The sequence below is a fragment of the Campylobacter sp. CCUG 57310 genome (assembly GCF_013201975.1).
In the GTDB taxonomy this organism is placed as follows: domain Bacteria; phylum Campylobacterota; class Campylobacteria; order Campylobacterales; family Campylobacteraceae; genus Campylobacter_A; species Campylobacter_A canis.
The window spans coordinates 325,348-344,555 of the sequence record NZ_CP053845.1; the positions used below are offsets into that span (position 1 = coordinate 325,348).

At 36.4% G+C, this 19,208-nt stretch carries 18 protein-coding genes; 13 read left to right on the top strand and 5 right to left on the bottom strand.

Going from position 1 to position 19,208, the window contains the following annotated elements; genetic code table 11:
- Positions 1-99: 99 nt before the first annotated feature.
- The 7 genes from ciaB (at position 100) to CORI_RS01690 (ending at position 8,003) form a co-directional block, all read left to right on the top strand.
- Positions 100-1,950: an invasion protein CiaB gene (ciaB, locus tag CORI_RS01660; protein ID WP_173030543.1), complete on the top strand. Its 1,851-nt coding sequence runs from the start codon at positions 100-102 to the stop codon at positions 1,948-1,950.
- Positions 1,950-2,354 (top strand): acyl-CoA thioesterase, encoded by a 405-nt coding sequence (locus CORI_RS01665; protein WP_254064969.1) that lies wholly within the window; start codon positions 1,950-1,952, stop codon positions 2,352-2,354. Before ciaB ends, CORI_RS01665 begins: the two co-directional genes overlap by 1 nt.
- Positions 2,355-2,425: 71 nt before the next feature.
- Entirely contained in the window at positions 2,426-3,448 is a 1,023-nt protein-coding gene (locus tag CORI_RS01670) for an ABC transporter substrate-binding protein (RefSeq protein WP_173030545.1), read from the top strand.
- Between the two features lie 36 nt (positions 3,449-3,484).
- Positions 3,485-3,901 (top strand): hypothetical protein, encoded by a 417-nt coding sequence (locus CORI_RS01675; protein WP_173030546.1) that lies wholly within the window; start codon positions 3,485-3,487, stop codon positions 3,899-3,901.
- A 2-nt stretch (positions 3,902-3,903) separates the two neighbouring features.
- Positions 3,904-4,929 carry an iron ABC transporter permease gene (locus CORI_RS01680; RefSeq protein ID WP_254064943.1) on the top strand — a complete coding sequence of 342 codons (1,026 nt, stop codon included), beginning with the start codon at positions 3,904-3,906 and terminating at the stop codon, positions 4,927-4,929.
- A complete protein-coding gene (locus tag CORI_RS01685) occupies positions 4,929-5,702 on the top strand; it encodes an ABC transporter ATP-binding protein (RefSeq protein WP_173030547.1) in 774 nt (257 codons plus the stop codon). Before CORI_RS01680 ends, CORI_RS01685 begins: the two co-directional genes overlap by 1 nt.
- 99 nt (positions 5,703-5,801) lie before the next feature.
- A complete protein-coding gene (locus CORI_RS01690) occupies positions 5,802-8,003 on the top strand; it encodes a TonB-dependent siderophore receptor (protein WP_173030548.1) in 2,202 nt (733 codons plus the stop codon).
- 44 nt (positions 8,004-8,047) lie between these two features.
- Here the strand turns inward: CORI_RS01690 and CORI_RS01695 are convergent, their stop codons facing one another.
- The 5 genes from CORI_RS01695 to CORI_RS01715 form a co-directional block, all read right to left on the bottom strand.
- On the bottom strand, positions 8,048-8,440 hold the full coding sequence (locus CORI_RS01695) for a polyketide cyclase (RefSeq protein WP_173030549.1): 393 nt from the start codon (positions 8,438-8,440) through the stop codon (positions 8,048-8,050).
- Positions 8,441-8,454: 14 nt separating this feature from the next.
- Positions 8,455-8,646, bottom strand: coding sequence for a hypothetical protein (locus CORI_RS01700; RefSeq protein WP_169939813.1), 192 nt, complete (start codon positions 8,644-8,646; stop codon positions 8,455-8,457).
- 85 nt (positions 8,647-8,731) lie between these two features.
- A complete protein-coding gene (locus CORI_RS01705; protein WP_169939815.1) occupies positions 8,732-9,463 on the bottom strand; it encodes an EI24 domain-containing protein in 732 nt (243 codons plus the stop codon).
- On the bottom strand, positions 9,460-10,155 hold the full coding sequence (locus CORI_RS01710) for a dUTP diphosphatase (RefSeq protein ID WP_173030550.1): 696 nt from the start codon (positions 10,153-10,155) through the stop codon (positions 9,460-9,462). Before CORI_RS01710 ends, CORI_RS01705 begins: the two co-directional genes overlap by 4 nt.
- 77 nt (positions 10,156-10,232) lie before the next feature.
- Complete coding sequence (locus CORI_RS01715; protein ID WP_173030551.1) at positions 10,233-10,745, bottom strand: ATP/GTP-binding protein; 513 nt, start codon at positions 10,743-10,745, stop codon at positions 10,233-10,235.
- Positions 10,746-10,828: 83 nt separating this feature from the next.
- Here CORI_RS01715 and CORI_RS01720 point away from each other — a divergent pair, with 83 nt between their 5' ends.
- The 6 genes from CORI_RS01720 (at position 10,829) to CORI_RS01745 (ending at position 19,201) form a co-directional block, all read left to right on the top strand.
- The gene (locus CORI_RS01720) at positions 10,829-11,200 is read left to right on the top strand and encodes an L-arabinose ABC transporter (RefSeq protein ID WP_173030552.1); all 372 of its coding nucleotides are present in this window, start codon (positions 10,829-10,831) and stop codon (positions 11,198-11,200) included.
- Complete coding sequence (locus tag CORI_RS01725; RefSeq protein ID WP_173030553.1) at positions 11,200-11,607, top strand: hypothetical protein; 408 nt, start codon at positions 11,200-11,202, stop codon at positions 11,605-11,607. The genes CORI_RS01720 and CORI_RS01725 overlap by 1 nt, the downstream gene beginning before the upstream one ends.
- 159 nt (positions 11,608-11,766) lie before the next feature.
- Entirely contained in the window at positions 11,767-13,827 is a 2,061-nt protein-coding gene (locus CORI_RS01730) for a methyl-accepting chemotaxis protein (RefSeq protein ID WP_173030554.1), read from the top strand.
- Between the two features lie 790 nt (positions 13,828-14,617).
- Positions 14,618-15,817 carry an ATP-binding protein gene (locus tag CORI_RS01735; RefSeq protein WP_173030555.1) on the top strand — a complete coding sequence of 400 codons (1,200 nt, stop codon included), beginning with the start codon at positions 14,618-14,620 and terminating at the stop codon, positions 15,815-15,817.
- Between the two features lie 23 nt (positions 15,818-15,840).
- Positions 15,841-17,424, top strand: a complete 1,584-nt coding sequence (locus CORI_RS01740; RefSeq protein WP_173030556.1) for an ATP-dependent endonuclease — start codon at positions 15,841-15,843, stop codon at positions 17,422-17,424.
- Between the two features lie 595 nt (positions 17,425-18,019).
- A complete protein-coding gene (locus CORI_RS01745; RefSeq protein WP_173030557.1) occupies positions 18,020-19,201 on the top strand; it encodes an ATP-binding protein in 1,182 nt (393 codons plus the stop codon).
- Positions 19,202-19,208: the final 7 nt, after the last annotated feature.

The following is a 19,208-nucleotide window of genomic DNA, read 5'->3' on the forward strand; positions in this document are numbered from 1 at the left end:
AGCCCGAATTTTTCGGGCTAAATTTCTTATTATATTATCTTGTTATATTATTTTCATTTAACACTTATGTGATAAAATTAGCCTTTTAAAAGGAAATGTATGAATGATTTTAAAAGATTAAACGAGTTAAATAAAGAGCTTAAAAGCAAGCTAAATTCCCTTTATAAAGACTATGATAACGAGCTTGTAAAAAGAGGGCTTGAGATAGCTAAATTTCAAGGAAGCCAGAGTGAAAAAACAGCTATCTTAAGACGAATTGTAGATCTTAAGGTTGATCCTTTGATAAATGAGCTTAAAAAGCTTGGACGAAATGAAGAAGAGATCCTTGAAATTCGCGAAAAGATGTATGACTACACAAGAGAAATTCATGAAAATTTGCATACTGAACTTATAAAAAAGATAAAAGAAGAGCAAATTTTAGACGAGTTTTATCTTGAGCTTATTAATGGCGTGCATAATATCGGAGTAGTGATAAACGATATGCAAAAGTCGTGGCAGGCTCATATAATAGACGGGATAAATAAAGAATTTGAGACTAAATTTAAGGATATGAACGAGGCGCGAGATTTTATATCGCAAAACGGGCTTTTTCAGCTTGATACTAATGGCGAAGTTTGTGACAGAACTTACGGTGCAGTCGTTAAAAACGGCGAAAAATTTGAGTTTAAGCCTTATGCGGCAGTATTTGAAAGCGACATTAACAGGCTTGAGGGTAAATTTGACGAGATGATCGCCGCTCTTAAAAAAATAGCTACCAACGAGGAGCAAAGCGCTTATATAAACTATTTTATAAAGCTTAAAGAGGCGTTTTGCCAAAGGGAAAATTCCAAAGTAATCTCTGCATGGCAAGAGGCGGAAATAGCATGGATGGATGTGCGCTCGCCTCTTCAGGTCGGACATCCGCTTGAATACTATGAGGATGCTTATACCCATGCAGTCGCGCTTGAATGGGATATCAGGCTTGCTGAAGTAAGTGAATTTAACGAGGATAAATTTAAGCAAGATATAAAAGATAGCTTTGAAAAAATTTACAAACAAGTAGTTGCTAATAGCCTGAAAATGCATGAATTGGTGCTTTCAAACATAAATAAAACTCAGCTTTACATCTCAAATCCTATGATTTATTACGGTGCCGAGCTTAACGGACTATTTTCGGCACAAGTCGTTCCAAATGACGAATTCGTAAGCAAAAAATGCGGTAAGAAAATTTTTGCTTTTGTAAATCACGTCTATGAAAGCGCTAAAGCAAGACCGTTCATGAGGCTTTCAAGCGAAATTTTTGATAAAGATTTTTTAAATTTCGGAAGAGAAATTTTGTTTACCAAGCCTGAAGTTTGGAGAAGAGTTTATGAAATTTCAACGATCGGACATGAATTCGGACATGTGCTTTTTGTTAGCGAAGATAGTGAAAAAGAGATGAATACTGGCGGCGTGTTTAAATTTATAGAAGAGTATAAGGCAACAACCGGCGGGCTTGTGAATTTCTTTTTGCACGAAGAAGAAATGTATAAGCTGCCCGTATTTCATGAGCTCATAGCGCGCTGCGTGGGGCTTATAGCTTGGCGTGAGGTTGATGAGGTTAGAGCGTATTATTGCGAAGGACTTATCCATCTTAGCTTGCTTTTTAAAGCGGGTGTGCTTGGTTTTAAAGATGAGAAATTAAGCGTGAATTTTAGCTTGCAAAGCTACGAGAAATTCAAAGAAATTTGTATGAAAAACTATGAGGATTTGGCAACTCATTATGTTAAAAAGGCTGAAGCGGGCGAGTTTTTGGCTAAATTTTGCGAACCTGACGGACAAAGCTATCTGCCAAAAGATGAAAATGTAAGAGAATTTGTCAAATTTTACTTTGATTTGTACCAAAAAATCGGCAATGAGATCGATAATAGCGGCGAGTGGGAAAGATGGCAAGAAAGAGCGAACGAAATATACAAAAAGGAGATTGTGTGATAGAGGCTATGGGAGAACCGCGCATAAAAGTAGTTGCGCTACCAAAGGATACAAACTCTGCGGGTAATATATTTGGCGGTTGGATAATGAGTCAAATCGACCTTGCGGGAGCTACGGCTGCTCGTGAGGTAGCGCCTGAGAGAGTTGTGACGATATCTATGCAAGAGGTTATTTTTAAAGAGCCTGTTTTTATCGGTGATGTGGTTAGCTGCTACGCTAAAATTCTTGCAGTGGGCAAAACATCGATAAAAACGCAGATAGAAGTAACAGCTCAAAGGCTAAATAAAGACGGCTTTCGCGAGTGCATACACGTAACAAGCGCGATCGCAACCTACGTAAGTGTGACAAAAGACGGAGTTAAAAAGCCGATTGATGAAGAGTTAAAGAGGCTGCACGGGTTTTAAATTTACAGCTAATTTTAATATGCATTTTTGTAATATTTCTTTTATATATTGAATTATATAAAGGAGATATTATGAAAAAACTAAGCTTAGTTTCTCTACTTATTTTAGGGCTTTTAAGCCTAAATGCAAGCGAATTTAGAAGCGTAAAAGATATGGCTGGAAATGAGGTAAAAATTCCTGCCGTAACTACAAAAATCGCCGCTCTTTGGCACGCAAATAACCAGATGATCCTAACGGTAGGCGGTGCGGACAAGATCGTAGCAACTACCGATAAGATCAAGCAAAACAAGTGGTTTGCACACATCTATAAGCCTATCGCACAAATTCCAGCCTCACTAAACGGCAACGATATCCAGATAGAAGAGCTCGTAAAGCTGGCTCCTGATGCTATCATCGTGTCAAACAAAAACTACCGCGAAGAGCTAGTTAAACATGGATTTAACGTATTTTACGCGCTTTTTACAAACTATGACGATATGAAAAAAAGTGTGATGATGACAGCTGAGATAATCGGCAACAATGCAATTAGTAAGGCTAAAGAGTTTAACGACTATTTTGACTCAAATTTTAAGCTAGTAAATGATATCACGAGTAAGATTTCAGCTACCGATCGTCCAAAAGTGCTTCACATACTAAACGGTACAAATTTGTTAAAAGTTGATGGCAAAAAGACTATCATAAACGAGTGGATCGAGCTTGCAGGCGGAGTTAACGCTATTGAAAAAGAGGGCAACATGATAGAAATAACCGCCGAAGAGATCATCAAAGCAGATCCTGACGTAATCATCGTTGGAGGGGTTAAAAACGAGCAGGCGGTTGAAAAAATCTATAAAGACGTAGCGTTTTCGGGATTAAAAGGGGTTAAAGATAAGCGAGTTTATGGAAATCCAAGCGGAGTTTTTAGCTGGGATAGATATGGCTCAGAAGGTGCTCTTCAAATACTTTGGGCGGCTAAAACCTTGCATCCTGAGAAGTTTCAAAATATCGACATGATGGCTGAAACTAAGAAATTTTATAAGCAATTTATGGACTACGAACTAAGCGACGAGGAGTTTGGCTACATCTTAAAAGGGCTAAGTCCTGAGGGTAAATAGTTCAAATTTAACCTAATTTATAAAAACGAGAAGCTTATGCGAGAATTTAGTTACGAAAAGCCGGCTTTTAAATATTTCATAATCGGTGGAGCTATTTTAGCGGTAGTGCTATCTTGCATGACTTCTTTATTTTATAGCTCTGAAAATTTAAATTTATTGAATTTTTATTTTGGTTTGAACAAAAATTTACTATTGTTTGCTCTATTTTTTACTCCTTCTATCGTGTCGTTTTTATATTTGAAATTTACTCATTTTAAAACGGATATAAAAGTTTTTTATAATCTTTTCATAATGCCTTTTGGCGAGCTTATGATAGTCGTTTTACTCTGCTTTGTGTTGAATGAAAGAGGTATGGTGTATGACTTTGCATGGCTTTTTGCACTACTTGCACTGCCTATGTTTGCAGTTAGTGTTTTTCAAATTCGATTTGCTAAATTTGCTTTAAAAGGCTAGCCTTGAATTTAAATATTACAAAAAAGCGAACTTCTTTTAAATTTACGCTCATCTTGCTTGTCTCGCTTACTTTTATAACGGCGATTTTAGCACTTGGCATAGGTAGATTTAGCGTAGGCTTTAGCGATGTGGCACGCTCTATGCTGGCTTTACTTGGATTTGAGCTTGAGATACCTCAAAATATCTATAACGTCGTTACGCAAATTCGCCTTCCTCGCATAGTGGCAGCGATTTTGGTAGGGGCTGCGCTTGGAGTAAGCGGCACCGCGTATCAAGGAGTTTTTAGAAACCAGCTTGTAAGCCCCGATCTGCTTGGTGTCTCGGCGGGCGCTTGCGTGGGTGCGGCTAGTGCGATACTACTTGATTTTTCACTGCTTGGTATTCAGGCTATGGCGTTTGTCTGTGGGCTGATCGCCGTTGGCATGACGCTAAGCATACCAAAGCTTATGGGTCGAGCAAGCACCTTGATGCTCGTGCTTTCAGGTGTCATCGTAAGTGGACTCATGATGTCTATAATCGGCTTTTTAAAATACATCGCAGACCCAGAAACCAAGCTAGCCGACATCGTTTATTGGCAGCTTGGAAGCCTGGCTAAGGTAGATGTGTCAAATTTATACGTGCTTGCTCCTGTCATGGTGGTTTGCGTGATCTTGCTCATGCTTATGAGCTGGCGGATAAATTTGCTCTCGCTTGGCGATCTTGGCGCGGCTAGGCTTGGCGTAAACGTCGCACTTGAGCGAGGCGTCATCATAGTTTGCGCGACATTGCTTACCGCAAGTAGCGTTTGCATAAGCGGTATAGTGGCTTGGATAGGGCTTTTGATGCCTCATCTTGCGCGCATGCTAGTAGGTGCCGATAACTCAAGAAGCATACCGGCAAGCATATTTATGAGTGCGATTTTTTTGGTTATCGTTGATACTTTGGCTCGCACGATGAGTGTGAGTGAAGTGCCTCTTGGCGTGCTTACGGGCTTTATCGGCACGACATTTTTCATCTGGGTGCTTTTTAAAAACAAAAGGGTTGTTTGATGCTTGAGATAATCGATCTAAATTTTGCCTATCCAAACGGTGCAGGGCGTCTTAAAAACGTAAATTTAAGCCTTAAAAAGGGTGAAATTTTAACCGTGCTTGGTAAAAATGGTGCTGGCAAATCAACTATGCTTGGTCTTATGAGCGGCGCGCTTAAGCCAAATTCGGGCAAGGTTATGCTCAATGGACGAAATGTGCTTGATATGAGTAACAAAGAGCGAGCTAAGCTTATGGCGTATGTGGCGCAAAGCGAGGTTTGCGAGTACGAATACAGCGCGCTTGAATACATCACAATGGGTCGGGCGGCTCATCTTGGAATTTTTGCTAAGCCTGCAAAAGAGGACTACGAAACGGCTAAAAAATACATCCAAATGCTTGGTATCGGCCATCTTGAGAGCAAATTTATAACTCAAATGAGCGGAGGAGAAAAACAGATGAGTTCTATCGCTAGAGCCCTTACCGCCGAGCCTGAACTCATCATATTTGATGAGCCTACGTCAGCGCTTGATTTTGGCAACCAGTATAAGTTTTTAAAGATGGCAAAATGGCTACTTGAAAAGGGCTACACGATAATTCTAACTACTCATAATCCCGACTTTGCTATCTTGCTTGGCGGAGTTGTAGCACTTGTGAAAAACGGCGGAGAGGTCGAGTGCGGAAGTGTAAATGAGATAATCAAAAGCGAAAATTTAAGCCGGCTTTACGATACTGCGCTTGATGTGAGCTTTGTTGAGAGCGTAAAGCGAAATTGTTGCTTAACTTATCCGCTTTAAAATATGAAATAATAATTTTATTTTTTAAAGTGCTATTTATTCAAGAGTTTATAAAATATAAAATGATATATTAATTGAAATTTAATCCAAGGAGTTCTGATGAAAGAGAGGAGTAAAAAGAGTTTCATCTCTATTGTGGCGTGTTCGTGCTTGGCTTTATCGCTAAATTTAAGTGCAGCTGAAAGTATTAAACTTGAAGCCGTAGAGATAAATAGTGTCGGCGATAACATTAGCGAAAGCGGAATAGACGAGGGCTTTTTAACCAAAAACGTTCAAAACGGAATTTTATCGGGCAAAAAGGTTATCAATCTTCCCTATCAGATAAATACTATCACCAAAGAGACGATGAATCATCAAGGCGTAACCGGCTTTGAAGAAGCGGTGAAATACTTCCCGTCGGCTCAAGTGCAAATGCGCGGCGGCACAACAGTTGGGCGTCCTCAAACTCGCGGATTTGAAGGAAGCGTTGTGGGAAATGTATTTTGGGACGGCTTTTACTCGGTTTCAACTACGGCTATTCCTATGGCTATGTTTGAAAGCTTGCAAATTCAAAACGGCATAGCAGGCTCGCTTTACGGCTCTCAAAGACCGGTTGGAACCTTTAATTACACCAGAAAGCGTCCGGTAGATAACGAACACACGATTTGGAGTGATTATACGAGCCGCTCAAATTTTGGACTCGGACTTGATAGCTCGATGAAATTTGAAAAATTTGGCTATAGAACTGTATTTTACGGATCAGACGGAGCCAAACAGGTAAAAGGCAGTAATTATCAGCGCAGACTTGCCAGCGCGGTGCTTGAGTTTTATCCGACCGATGCGCTTACTTTTGAAACGGCAGCAAGTTACTATGAACACAACACTCGTGGTTTTGCAGGACTATTTGCTTTATATGTAAAAGACGGCAGGATAAGAAGTGATCTAACTTTGCCTAAAGCGGTGGATAACAAGACACAAGGGCTTGGGCAACCGTACGGCGGTATGAAGCTAAAAACGACTATGCTTAGTGCCAAATTTAAATACTATCCGCTTGAGGATTGGTATTTTGAAGGTGGATTTGCATGGCAAAGGGCTGATCGCGATATTCACAGTATAGTAAATAGGATAAAAGACAAAAACGGCAATTACGATACTTATCATAGCGGCGGAGCGACTGCTGCTTATAGGTTTGATCTTCCAAGTGCGTATTTAAAGGCGGTTACCGATTTTGATACTTGGGGGTTAAATCACGATTTTAGTGTCCAGTTAAATGGATACAGATACGATCAGGTAAGATATAAAAATACAAGCACGACCAAGCTTATCGGCTCTGCTAATATCAACGATCCAAAAATTTTCCCAAATACGACCGCAACGAGAGGTTCGGGACTATATAAGCTGAGCGAGTCTTATATGACTAATGTATCATTGCTTGATAATATAACCATAAATGAAAATTTTAGTTTGCTACTTAGCGCTTCAAATGCATGGATGAAAATTAAGTCAAGAGGCGTAGGAAAGACCGCAGATCCGCTTAAAAAGACTTACGATGAATCAGGACTTAGCTACGGTGCAAGTCTTATTTATAAACCTAGCGAAAATATTAGCTTTTATATAACTTATGCAGATAGCTTGCTTGAGGGTGAGCAAAAAAACAATTTAGACGGCTCTATAACTATACTAAAGCCATATAGAAGCAAACAATACGAAATTGGAGCCAAAACCAGAGTAGGCGAGCTTGATCTTAGTGCCGCAGTCTTTAAGATACAAAGACCGATTGCGTATCAAAGCACTAGTAGCGGCACTTGGGGAATGTATGGCGAGCAGGTTAATCACGGCTTTGAATTTATGGCGGGCGGAAAGCTTACAAATGATTTGAGCGTGTTTGGCGGAGTGGCTTTGATAGATCCTAAATTTAAAAATCCTTTGCTAAAAGATGCACATGATAAAGTCGTAAACGGTGTGCCTAAAGTAAATTCAAATTTGTTATTTGATTATGTAGTGCCAAATACCAATAAGCTTGCATTGAGCGCGAATTTCCACTATACGGGCAAGATGTATTTGGATGATTTAAACACTCAGTCCACTCCGAGCTTTTTTGTAACCGATCTGGGCGTAAGATATGCTAGTAAGGCGCTACTTGGCAAGCAAACTACGATAAGGTTTAACGTAAATAACGTGTTTAATAAAAAATACTGGGCGGGTATGTATCCTGCAAGCGCAGACGGCGCAGGTACTAGCTCAAGCGTTTTGGGTGTAGCTAACGGGCTATCTTTAGGTGATAGCAGGACATTCATGCTTTCTGCTGAAGTTAAATTTTAGGAAACTTTGGGGTTAAATTTACAGGATGAGCTTTCATCCTGTTTTTATTTTAAAGCTCTTTTTAAGTCTGAAATATACAAATTTTGCTGTCTTTTTAGATAAAGATATAAAATCGGTGTTAGAAGTATATTTTTAGGTTTTATGTTTTCTGTGAAATTTAAGATAGTTTGCGAGTTTTCTTCTTTGAAAATTCCGATCCAAGTTCCCTTTATACTCTCATTTTCTATCTTAAGCTCAAGCCTTTCGTGAGGCTTAGAAAGAGTGATTTTAAAATTTGTTTGGCGAGAGTTTTTTGAAATTTCTACAAAGTGAGTTTCATCTAAAATTTTAGTCTCTTTTAGATCGCTGCGCCACGCACACTCTTTAAAAGAAGTAACAACTTGCCAAACTCTTTTGATATCGCAGTTTATCTTTGAGGTGGTAGTGCAAGTTGCCATCTTCCATCCTGAGATTAGTCCATATCGTCAAGCAACTCTTCGTTTGACTTAACGACTACTCCTGAGCCATGCACTACGCTTGGAATGCAAGCGGCGCAAATTTCAACTTCTTGACCGTTTTTGTGGGCATGGATAAATACGGCGTTTGAGTTTTCTTCGCTGGTTATTCCGCAGACGTTACACACATACATTCCGTTTATTTTCATTATAAATCCTTTTTGAAATTTTGCTTATTTTAACTTGAAATTGAAAAAGCCAAGATGACTTAAGTCAATGCAAATTGTAGCAAATTTAAAGATGAATTTGCTCTTTTTGAAAGAAAAAGTGCGAAAAGTAAATCACAAAGAAAATTTGCAAAAACAGCCCGACAAGCGGTATCAAACAAAGCAGATAAAATATAAGAGCGGTAAATTTATACTCGTATCCGCCCATGTCAAGTAGAGCTATCTCAAATCGGTTTTTGCTAAGCGTATTTGAGCCGATATCGATAAATAAAAGCGAATAGTAAAGATAAAAAAACGGCACGTTTATGATGAATAAATTTAAGACCGGCACAAATAAAAGCGGGAGGCTTATGAGAAAAAGCAGGCTAAATTTGCCTATTACGATCGCCATAAGTTTTAGTGATCTGGCTAGCGATATGGTTTCAAATTTGGGCAGTTTGTAGTGTCTTTTGTTTATCTCGTCAGTTACAACCGGAGTTAAAAACCCGGCCACGATGAGTGCTATAAAAACCGAAAGTATAAGCACGAAAAATGTACCCGTTAGATAAAAGAGAGCAGAAACTATCCACTTCGTAACGCCGTATGATAAAATCGCGGTGATATAAGGATGAGCACTTTCGTCTAAAAAGCTAAAATCCCCGCTTGCGGCACCCATGCTTAAGGCTGTGTAAATTTCCTTACCGCCAAATATCATAAGCGCACCTAAAATAATAATGCTAAGCACAAGCGGCAGGGTCGAAAGGATAAGAAATTTAGCCGTTAAGAAGTCCTTAACGGCGAGGTTAAAATTCTTTATCATTTTACTTTTTTATACTCTGTCTTAAGGGCTTCATATATCTCGTCTATGCCGTTTAAATTTAGCTTTAAAATTTCGCTCATGACGACATTATCTTCCTTGCCGTTCCAGACTTTTTTATATGAGCCGTCTTTATAGCCGTTATTTTGGCGGAAGCGATTGAGCACGTTTTTGCCGATGTAGCATTCATATAGCGAGTGTAAATTTACGCCGCATTTTAGGCTCATCGCAAAATACACTTTAAGCAGGTCAAACAGCTGAAATTCAAATCCGCTTGATTTGTGTATGAGCATCTCTATGTCGTTCATCACCTCATAAATGCTCTCGTCTTCGATATTGTAAGCGTCTTTGCAAAATTCGTTAAATCCGCTTGAAGCGCAAATATCTTCGCTTAGCTTAGTTATATCTCCTAAATTTTTTATCTTGTATTGTTCAAGCATAAGGCTCATCAAAAAGTGCCAGATATCAACAACTTCAACGCGTAAATTTTCTTTGTTCGTAGGCGCGTTTATGTCTTTCCAGTGCTTCCATGCAAAGCTGTCTATGAGCTCGGCGCACTCCATATATATGCAGCGTCTCCAGTTTATAAGCTTGCCGTTTTTATTTATGCCTTCTTCCCAGCCTATGCCGTTGGTTTCGTCGTTTAAAATTTGCTGTAAATTTAGCATTTGAGTTATCATCTCTTGCGCATTCATAAGAATTTCCTTATTTTCAAATTGCGAGATTATAACGAAAATTTAATAACAGCTACATTGCAAACGCTAAATTTAGACTAAACGTATAGCTTGAAGCTGTCAAGCTGCTCGATTAAATTGTCAAATAGCTTTTTGGAAGTTTCAAGCAGGTTTAAGTCAGCCTTATTTTGCTTTAGCAGTTCGTCAAATAGCCTTAGAGTGCCTTCGCTGACGAAATTTTTGTGATTTATATCTTTGACGGCAGGAAGCTCTTTTTTAAGGCTGTTTGCAAGGTTTGTGAGTTTAGTAAATGCAGGACTTTCGCCCGCTTTTACGTTTTTCATAAACTCGTCTATTTTAGGAGCAATACTTTCAAGCGCTTTAGCTAGCTCTTTTTTATCGTTTTCATCAAGCCCGTTTCCGACATAAGAAAAGCTATATCCATACTCGTGCGTTAGCGTCAAAGAGTGGCTTTGAGCGTTTGAGGAGCGAGAGCTTTCGTATTCAACGCTTTTATTGTCGTACATCGAAAATTTGATCTGATCTCCGCTGCTAGTTTTAAAGCTAAAGTCGAAATTGTTGAAATTTGCGTAACTTGAATTAATCTGCATAAAAATCCTTTTTGTTTTTTAAATCGTCAAATCTCAACCAAACTTAATACCAAATTTTGTAAAATTAAACAAAAAGGCTTAAAATGTGCTGCTTTGGAGCGAGAGTTTTTGCGCTTATTGCGATAACTTGTCTGAGTTTTATCCTGCATAAATTCTATCCGCAAATTCCGGTTATCGCTTATTATCTGCTGCTTGCAAATTTGCTTGCGTTTGTTATGTTTGCGCTATTTTTTAAAGATCTTTTGCCTAAATTTGTAAAACCATCCGCGATTCACTATTTTTCGTTAATCGGCGGCGTTTTAGGCGGACTTGCTGCGACTTTAGCATTTAAAAAATTTGATGGAAATTTCTTAAAAATTGAGCTTGTTTTGCTTGCTTTTTGGATATTGATCGTATCTTACATAACGCTAAATTTCACTCAAGTTTCGGCATTTTTTGCGGGATTTTTAAGCTAATGGATGAGAGAATTTTAAAATTTATAAGCAAGATGCATCTGCTTAGCCTTGCGGTGATAAGTGAAGCTAAACCCTACGCGGCAAGCTGTTTTTATGCTTTTGATAGAGAGAATTTTAGTCTTATTGTAGCCGGAGATGATAAAACGACTCACATTAAAGCGCTTGAAATTTCAAGTGAGGTTGCAGGCACCATTGCACTTGATACAAAGATAGTGGGCAATATAAAAGGCGTGCAATTTAAGGGTGTGATGAGCAATGCAAGCGAAGATGAGCGCAAAATTTATTTTAAACGATTTCCCTACGCACTTGCTATGAATCCGCAAATTTACGCTATAAATTTAAACTGGATAAAATTTACTAACAACGCACTTAGCTTTGGCAAGAAGATAGAGTGGAGTAGGGTGTAGAAGCCATCATTTGATTTATTCTTGATATAAATATAAGCACAAGATAATATTCATAAATCTTAAAAAAATAATATAATAGCAACAGCCTAACTCTTTTTTTATTTATCTGCTATAATTAGGAATCACGTAAAATTTGATATTTGTTATAAAAGGGTATTTATGAAATTTAGTGTATTTAATAAATTAAGCGTAGCAATTGCTACTACTTTGATAGCAATTGCCATTAGTATCGTGCTTATCATACAGCTTGTTGCTGTTCCAAAGGTACAAAAAGAGAGTTTAAATCTTATAAACGAGATAGGTCGCTCGGCAATCGGTGATATCGCTTTATCTTTAGAAAGCATCCAAGGAGTAACGACAAATCTAGCAAAAGCCGTCGAAAAACTCCCTCATGATATAGATACATTTAAACTAGTCGGAGAAAATGTAATAAACAATGACGGAAATTTAGCTATAGCAGGAGGAGGAATTTGGCCTGAGCCATATAAATTTAGCCCTAGCGAGAAAAAACGAAGCTTTTTCTGGGTTAGAAACGCAAATAAGCTGGATTATGACGAGGGATATAATAGCGATCAGACTCCGGATTATCATAACGATGACTGGTATAAGGATGTGGTAAATGTTAGGCAAAACAAATGTACATGGTCAAGCGCTTATCAAGATCCCGTATCAAAAGTAAATATAGTAACTTGCAGTGTTGCATATTTTAACAACTCAAATTTTGAGGGTGTGGTTACTGTTGATTACTCATTGGTCGGTATAGAGGATTTTTTAAGCAAACAAGGGTATTTAACAAGCGAAGTAGAATCCAAGATAGCTTATGTTTTTATGCTTGATAGCGATAATAATGTCTTGTATTTTCCAAATTTAGCGGATAAAGAGCTAATAAATTTTGATACGCTGGCTAGTAAATTTAAGTTTTTAGAGCAGATAAAACCACATGTATTAAATTTGCAAGATATCGCGAATATCTCGGTTAATAATGACGAGATACTAAAAAATAAAAGCAGTATAACGCTTTTAAAAATGCAAGAAACAGGTTGGACGCTTGGTCTTGTAACTCCACAAGAAAATATCACTGCATTGGCGACTGATATAATGACATCTATACTATCTATAGTATTTCCGATCATTGTGGTATGTTTAGTTCTCATCTGGTTTTATACAAAAAATCAGCTAAAACCGCTTAGCATTATCGAAAAAGGTCTTGAGGAATTTTTTAAATTTATCAACCATAAAACAGACAAGGTTGAGACGATAGGCATAAAATCCAAAGATGAATTTGGTGCTATGTCCGATATGATTAATGATAATATCAAAACCATTGAGGCGGGAATTAGGCAAGATGCGGTCTTTACCGAGGATGTTTCTAAGATTGTTAAAGAAGTTAAGAGCGGACTTTTGGGAGGGCTTATCAAAGCCAATGCAAACGATCCAAAATTAGACGAGCTGAAATCGCTTCTTAACGCTATGCTGGAAGGACTTGCTAAAAATATAAACCGCATAGTAGATACCCTTAATACATATAGCACTAACGACTTTACAAAAAGGTTAGATAGCAGCGAGCTGGTCGGCGATACAAAAGAGATGATAGATAAAATAAACCATCTTGGAGACGAAATTTCAAAAATGCTTAGCTCTAGCCTTAACCAATCTGATCTATTGCAGCAAAAATCAAATACTCTTAAAGAGTATGTCGATACCCTGAATAAAAGCGCAAGATCTCAGGCAAATAGCTTGCAAGAGAGTGCGGCTGCCGTAGAGCAGATGAGCTCGTCAATGTCTGCAATATCTCAAAAAACACAAGATGTAATAAGACAAAGCGAAGATATAAAAAATATCATCGTTATCATCCGCGACATCGCCGATCAAACAAATTTGCTAGCATTAAATGCAGCCATAGAAGCGGCTCGTGCAGGGGAGCACGGAAGAGGCTTTGCCGTAGTTGCAGATGAGGTTAGAAAGCTAGCCGAGCGAACTCAAAAGAGTCTTGGTGAGATAGAGGCAAATACAAATGTGCTAGCTCAAGGCATAAACGAGATGAGTGAGAGCATCAAAGAGCAAACCGATGCTATAAATCAGATAAACGAAGCCGTTGTAAATGTGGATAACTTGACAAAACAAAATGTCGAGATAGTTAACAACACAAACTCTATTACTATCGAAGTTGAAAATATGTCTAAACACATCCTTGCCGATGTAAAGAAAAATAAATTTTAACTATCATCTTTAGCTTACCTTGCCTAAATTTAGGGGCAAGGTAAATTTAACTGCATAAATTATTTCAAACAAGGTAACCATAATTAGAAAAATTTGTTTAAATATACAAACCATATTTAAAAGATTATATGATTAAATTTTCAAGCTTTGAAGTAAAAAATAAAAGGATTAAAAAGAAAATGGTGGTTAGAGGCAGAATCGAACTACTAAGCATTTCTTAAGATTTATTTTGATTTACAAAGCCCTAAAATACGCTTTTCTAAGTTTTATATAAGTTTATTATAATTGCTAAAAATGTCTAAATAGATGGCACCCAATATGGTACCCATTTAAAAATTAAAGATCTGCGTGTTTTATTTCGACATGCAGATTTTAAATCTGTATGTTTATCTTTTTGGATTAATATATTTTAAGTTATATATTGTTTGTTTTTATAAATTTATGACAATTAAAATAAAGGTTGTATCTAGTAGCGTAGTAATAGTGTAAACTTTAAGGTGCCGACTTATGTCCTGCAACAACTTGATATTAATCATAAAGCAAAATAAGATCGACTGGACAACAAAAGTAGGAATTTATGCAACGAATTTGATGCTGATATCTCAATGATCAAAAAGATAGTATAAGTCAAAAGGGTTTAGATTGCCATTGTGGATATAGTATTGGATGTAAATGTATATAGTCATTTACAATAATACACGCTTTTATTTAAAAAATAATCTTACATGTATTTTATTACATGTATTTTTATGCTATAATTGTATTGTATTACATAATTTAGGAATAAGCTATGTTAGATCAACTTTTTTTAAAAAGCAATGACCTTATAAGGTTAAACAACCATAAATTTAAAAGATACTTTATAGACTCCAAAGATTTATCTCATAGACTTATTGTTGTTTTAGGACAAAGAGGAATAGGTAAAACAACTACGTTAGCTCAGCTAGCTAGTAAAAACAAAGATAGTCTTTACCTAAGCCTAGATGATATAGAGATATCAAACGATATAACCTCGATTATAAGAGAGTTTGTATTAAATGGCGGAAAGCATCTATACCTAGATGAAATTCATAAAAGCAAAGATATATCGGCCGTATTAAAATTTGCCTATGATAATTTTAAAGATCTAAACATAGTAGCTACAGGCTCATCTGCCCTTGAAGTGTTAAAAAGCTCCCATGATCTAAGCAGAAGAGCGATAGTATATAAGATGAGTGGAATGAGTTTTAGGGAGTATCTAGGGCTAAGGTATGGTATAAATTTAGAAGCGGTTGAGCTTAAAGATTTGCTCGCAAGCCATCAGGAGATAGCTGTTGATATTATTAATACTTTAAAACAAAAAGAGCTAGCCGTCATTAAGCTTTTTAGAGAGTATCTAAAGGTAGGCTACTACCCATATTATAACGATATGCCAAATGATACTGCCTTTTATCAGACTCTAAGGCAAAGCATAGAAGCTACGATAGATAGTGATCTTTTAAGTATATATCCAAATTTAAACGGCAATACGGCAAGAAAGCTAAAGATCTTAACTTATGCTATAAGCACGAACGTCCCATATCAGCCAAACTACTCAAGCCTAAAATCGCTTGTTGATATAAGGGATGATAGGACGCTAAAAGAGTATCTTGCTATGCTTGATAGTGCTGGACTTATAAGGCTTTTAATGAAAAACGAGCTAGCTATAAAAAATATGGATAAGGCAGACAAAATTTACCTTGAAAATACAAATTTAATGTATATAAATAGTCCAGATATAGGAAATGTTAGAGAGACATTCTTTGCCAATCAGCTTGGAAATATCACTGAAATTTACTCAGGCAAAAATGGTGACTTTATGGTTGGTAATAATTTTACCTTTGAAATAGGTGGAGTTAAAAAAGGTTTTGAGCAGATAAAAGATATGCAAAATTCTTTTATAGCGGCAGATGATATTGAAGTTGGGGTCGGTAATAAGATCCCATTATGGTTGTTTGGGTTTTTGTATTAATAATTTAAAACTAGGAGTATGTCGTGTTTGAATATAAAGTACCAAAAAAAGAAGATGGTGGGTTTGATCTAAAATCAACAGAAAGTAATAGTGTAATAATTATAGGTGCCAATGGTTCTGGCAAAAGCAGACTTGGAGCATGGATGGAGCAGCAGGATCTAGACAAAATTCACAGAATAGGCGGTCAAAGAAAATTAAATTTTCATGATGAGATCCCTTTAAAAAGTGAAAAGGCTTCGGTTAATGGTTTCATGTATGCAAAAGAAGATGCATCCGATAGCTACTCCTTGAATAAAAATTATCGTTGGTCAGGTGGCAAAGAATATGTGACAAAGCTTATTGATGATTTTGATTATGTATTGTCTGCTTTATTGGCTAATAAAAATACTACCAATTCAAAGTTTGTCGAAAACTGCAAAAAGGCTGAATGCGAAGGCAAAGAAAAACCAAATGTTCCACTTAATTCGCTAGATAAACTAAAGTCTATTTGGAGTGCCATTTTTCCGCATAGAGCCATTATAGAAGAGGATAGTAAATTTTATGCTATTTGCAACTGCGATGGCGAAAAATATTCTGCAACACAGATGAGTGACGGTGAGCGTTCAGTGCTTTATTTAGCAGCACAGGTTTTATGCATACCAGAAAACAAAACTATAATAATAGATGAGCCAGAGTTACACTTGCATGGTTCAATAATGAATAAGCTATGGAGTGAATTAGAAAAAATCAGAAACGATTGTTTGTTTATTTATATAACCCACGATACAAAATTTGCTGCCAATCACTCAGGTTCAGATGTTATCTGGGTAAAAGAATATAGTAATGGAGTATGGAAATACGACTATATTGAAAATGATAAATTTCCAGAGAGTATGCTTTTTAATATATTGGGTAGCAGAAAAAGAATAATTTTTGTAGAAGGGAATGACGATAGTCTAGACGTGCGTTTGTATTCGTTGATCTACAATAACTATAAAATAGTACCTTGCGGAAGTTGCGAAAAGGTTATCGAATACACAAAAGCTTTTAATGGTATGAAAAATATACACGATAATGAGGCGTTTGGTTTGATAGATATGGATTTTAGATCAGAATATGAGATTAAAAAATACAAAGAAAATAATGTGTTTTCAATAGGGGTCGCAGAAGTAGAAAATTTATTTATAGTTAAGGAAGTTATAGAATTTATGTCAAACAAAATGGCATGCGATAAATTTGACCTTACAGATATAGAAAAACAAATTGAAGATAGATTTTTAAAACAAAAACAGCAACAGATCAATAATGCGGTGATTTCGGAATTAAAATATCAACTATCAACGCTAGAAATATGTGATTCGCAAACAATATACGAAGACATACAGATAAAAATTAAAATAGATGATATACAAAACGAAAAATTAATAATATATGATAGTGCTAAAGAATATGTAGAAATATTAAAAATTTTCAATGAAAAAGGAATTGTAGAAAGCGTAGGGCATTATTTCAACTTAAAAAATAAAGAATACTGTAATCAAGTGTTGCGCTTCCTGGAGAGGGAAGACAAAAATACGGTAGTTGAAATTTTTTCTAACTATTTACCCGAAGATATTGATTTAAGCTGATTTTTCATTACGGTCTTTTTCGCATCTCGCAAGCAAGATGGCTTTATTGTAGAAAAGTAAGACCAAATAAGATCTTACTTTTTATTAGCACCAATCAGCATATCAAATAAATTCACAAATATAAGATTATTCTATTATAATCCTAAATATTCAAGGATTATAATACAAGTATTTAAAATAAACTCGTAGATAATGACAGAGAAAGAAGTATATTTAAAGTTTCATAGTGACTTTAATAAGCTGACAGACAAAACAATTGTCGTTTAAACTCACGTTTACCAAACTGCATAAATTTCGAAGATACTATATGCAAGCCTGTTAAGAACGACTCAAGGAATTTTATAGAGTATTCAAAGACTTGTTGTTATAGAAAAATACGTATGCTTTATAGTGACCTGGCTAGCTGCAAAGACTGTTTAAATAAGCATGAAATACGCCACAAACGACTTTGGTAAAACAAAAATTACGAGGATGAAATTTAAATAAAATGCTACATGACAATATAATCGTTTATAGACGTTGACAATTTAAAATTTCCATGCTAATATATCTTAATATTGTCTACGTTTATAGACAATTACATAAAGGGATAAAAATGTTAAATTTAATAGAACAGTATCAAGAAAGATTTCTTAAAAATTTTAATACGACATACAAGCGTTATTTATACAATGAAATAAATTTTAGCGAGAAGCTTATCGGTATAGTAGGGGCCCGTGGTACCGGTAAGACTACAATGTTATTTCAAAAGCTGATTGAATTAAAAGCTCAAAATAAAAAGGCTCTATACATAAGTCTTGATTATCCATTTTTAGGCTCTGCTAGCCTTAGCGAGCTTGCCTTTGAATTTGTAGATAACGGCGGCGAATATCTGTTGCTAGATGAAGTGCATAAATACGAAGATTTTGCCGCACACTTAAAAACTATATACGATATGAGTCCTTTAAATGTAATTTTTACCGGTTCATCGGCGGTAAGTATACTAAACGCAAAAAGCGATTTATCGCGTAGGGTTAGCGTATTTAGCCTAGAGGGGCTTAGTTTTAGAGAGTTTTTAGAGCTTGAAAACGGTGTGACGATAGATAAATTTAGCCTAGAGACGATACTAAAAAACCATCAGGCAATAGCAAACGACCTAAAAATAAAGCTAAGTCAATTTAAAAAATATCTCAAATTTGGCTACTATCCATTTTACTTTAATAAGCAAAGCTCATACTACGAAAGCTTGCTAAACACGATTAATCTAAGTATAGACGTAGATCTAACGTCTCTCGGGTTAGTTGAGCAAAAATACACATATAAGCTTAAAAAACTGCTTGAAGTAGTTTGCCAAAGCGAGCCGTTTGAGGTGAATTATACTAAAATCGCAGCTCTTGCCGAGATAAGCAGAGCCAAACTATATGATTATATCGCCTATTTAAAAGATGCAAGGCTAGTAAATATGATAGATGAGCAAAGTAGGGGACTTAGTAAGCTAGTAAAGCCGGCAAAAATATATATGAATAATACAAATTTGATTTACGCTTACGGCGATGATTGCAAGGCGGGCACCATAAGAGAAACTTTTTTTGCTAATCAGCTAAGGGTAAAACATATGCTAAATATCCCAAAGCAAGGCGACTTTATTGTAGATGATAAATTTATATTTGAAGTGGGCGGAAAAAATAAGAACTTTGAACAGATAAAGGATATTTCAGACTCATATATAGCTGCCGATGAAATAGAGGCGGGAAGCGGTAATAAAATACCGCTTTGGCTGTTTGGATTGTTGTATTAGGCGTTAA

What these genes read in the sequence shown, in the direction of transcription:
- CORI_RS01710 (WP_173030550.1), bottom strand. Translation starts at nt 10,155, where the DNA reads ATGAATGCGCAAGAGATGATAACTCAAATGCTAAATTTACAGCAAATT.
- ciaB (WP_173030543.1), top strand. Translation starts at nt 100, where the DNA reads ATGAATGATTTTAAAAGATTAAACGAGTTAAATAAAGAGCTTAAAAGC.
- CORI_RS01690 (WP_173030548.1), top strand. Translation starts at nt 5,802, where the DNA reads ATGAAAGAGAGGAGTAAAAAGAGTTTCATCTCTATTGTGGCGTGTTCG.
- CORI_RS01735 (WP_173030555.1), top strand. Translation starts at nt 14,618, where the DNA reads ATGTTAGATCAACTTTTTTTAAAAAGCAATGACCTTATAAGGTTAAAC.
- CORI_RS01725 (WP_173030553.1), top strand. Translation starts at nt 11,200, where the DNA reads ATGGATGAGAGAATTTTAAAATTTATAAGCAAGATGCATCTGCTTAGC.
- CORI_RS01670 (WP_173030545.1), top strand. Translation starts at nt 2,426, where the DNA reads ATGAAAAAACTAAGCTTAGTTTCTCTACTTATTTTAGGGCTTTTAAGC.
- CORI_RS01675 (WP_173030546.1), top strand. Translation starts at nt 3,485, where the DNA reads ATGCGAGAATTTAGTTACGAAAAGCCGGCTTTTAAATATTTCATAATC.
- CORI_RS01720 (WP_173030552.1), top strand. Translation starts at nt 10,829, where the DNA reads ATGTGCTGCTTTGGAGCGAGAGTTTTTGCGCTTATTGCGATAACTTGT.
- CORI_RS01700 (WP_169939813.1), bottom strand. Translation starts at nt 8,646, where the DNA reads ATGAAAATAAACGGAATGTATGTGTGTAACGTCTGCGGAATAACCAGC.
- CORI_RS01715 (WP_173030551.1), bottom strand. Translation starts at nt 10,745, where the DNA reads ATGCAGATTAATTCAAGTTACGCAAATTTCAACAATTTCGACTTTAGC.
- CORI_RS01685 (WP_173030547.1), top strand. Translation starts at nt 4,929, where the DNA reads ATGCTTGAGATAATCGATCTAAATTTTGCCTATCCAAACGGTGCAGGG.
- CORI_RS01730 (WP_173030554.1), top strand. Translation starts at nt 11,767, where the DNA reads ATGAAATTTAGTGTATTTAATAAATTAAGCGTAGCAATTGCTACTACT.
- CORI_RS01695 (WP_173030549.1), bottom strand. Translation starts at nt 8,440, where the DNA reads ATGGCAACTTGCACTACCACCTCAAAGATAAACTGCGATATCAAAAGA.
- CORI_RS01745 (WP_173030557.1), top strand. Translation starts at nt 18,020, where the DNA reads ATGTTAAATTTAATAGAACAGTATCAAGAAAGATTTCTTAAAAATTTT.
- CORI_RS01705 (WP_169939815.1), bottom strand. Translation starts at nt 9,463, where the DNA reads ATGATAAAGAATTTTAACCTCGCCGTTAAGGACTTCTTAACGGCTAAA.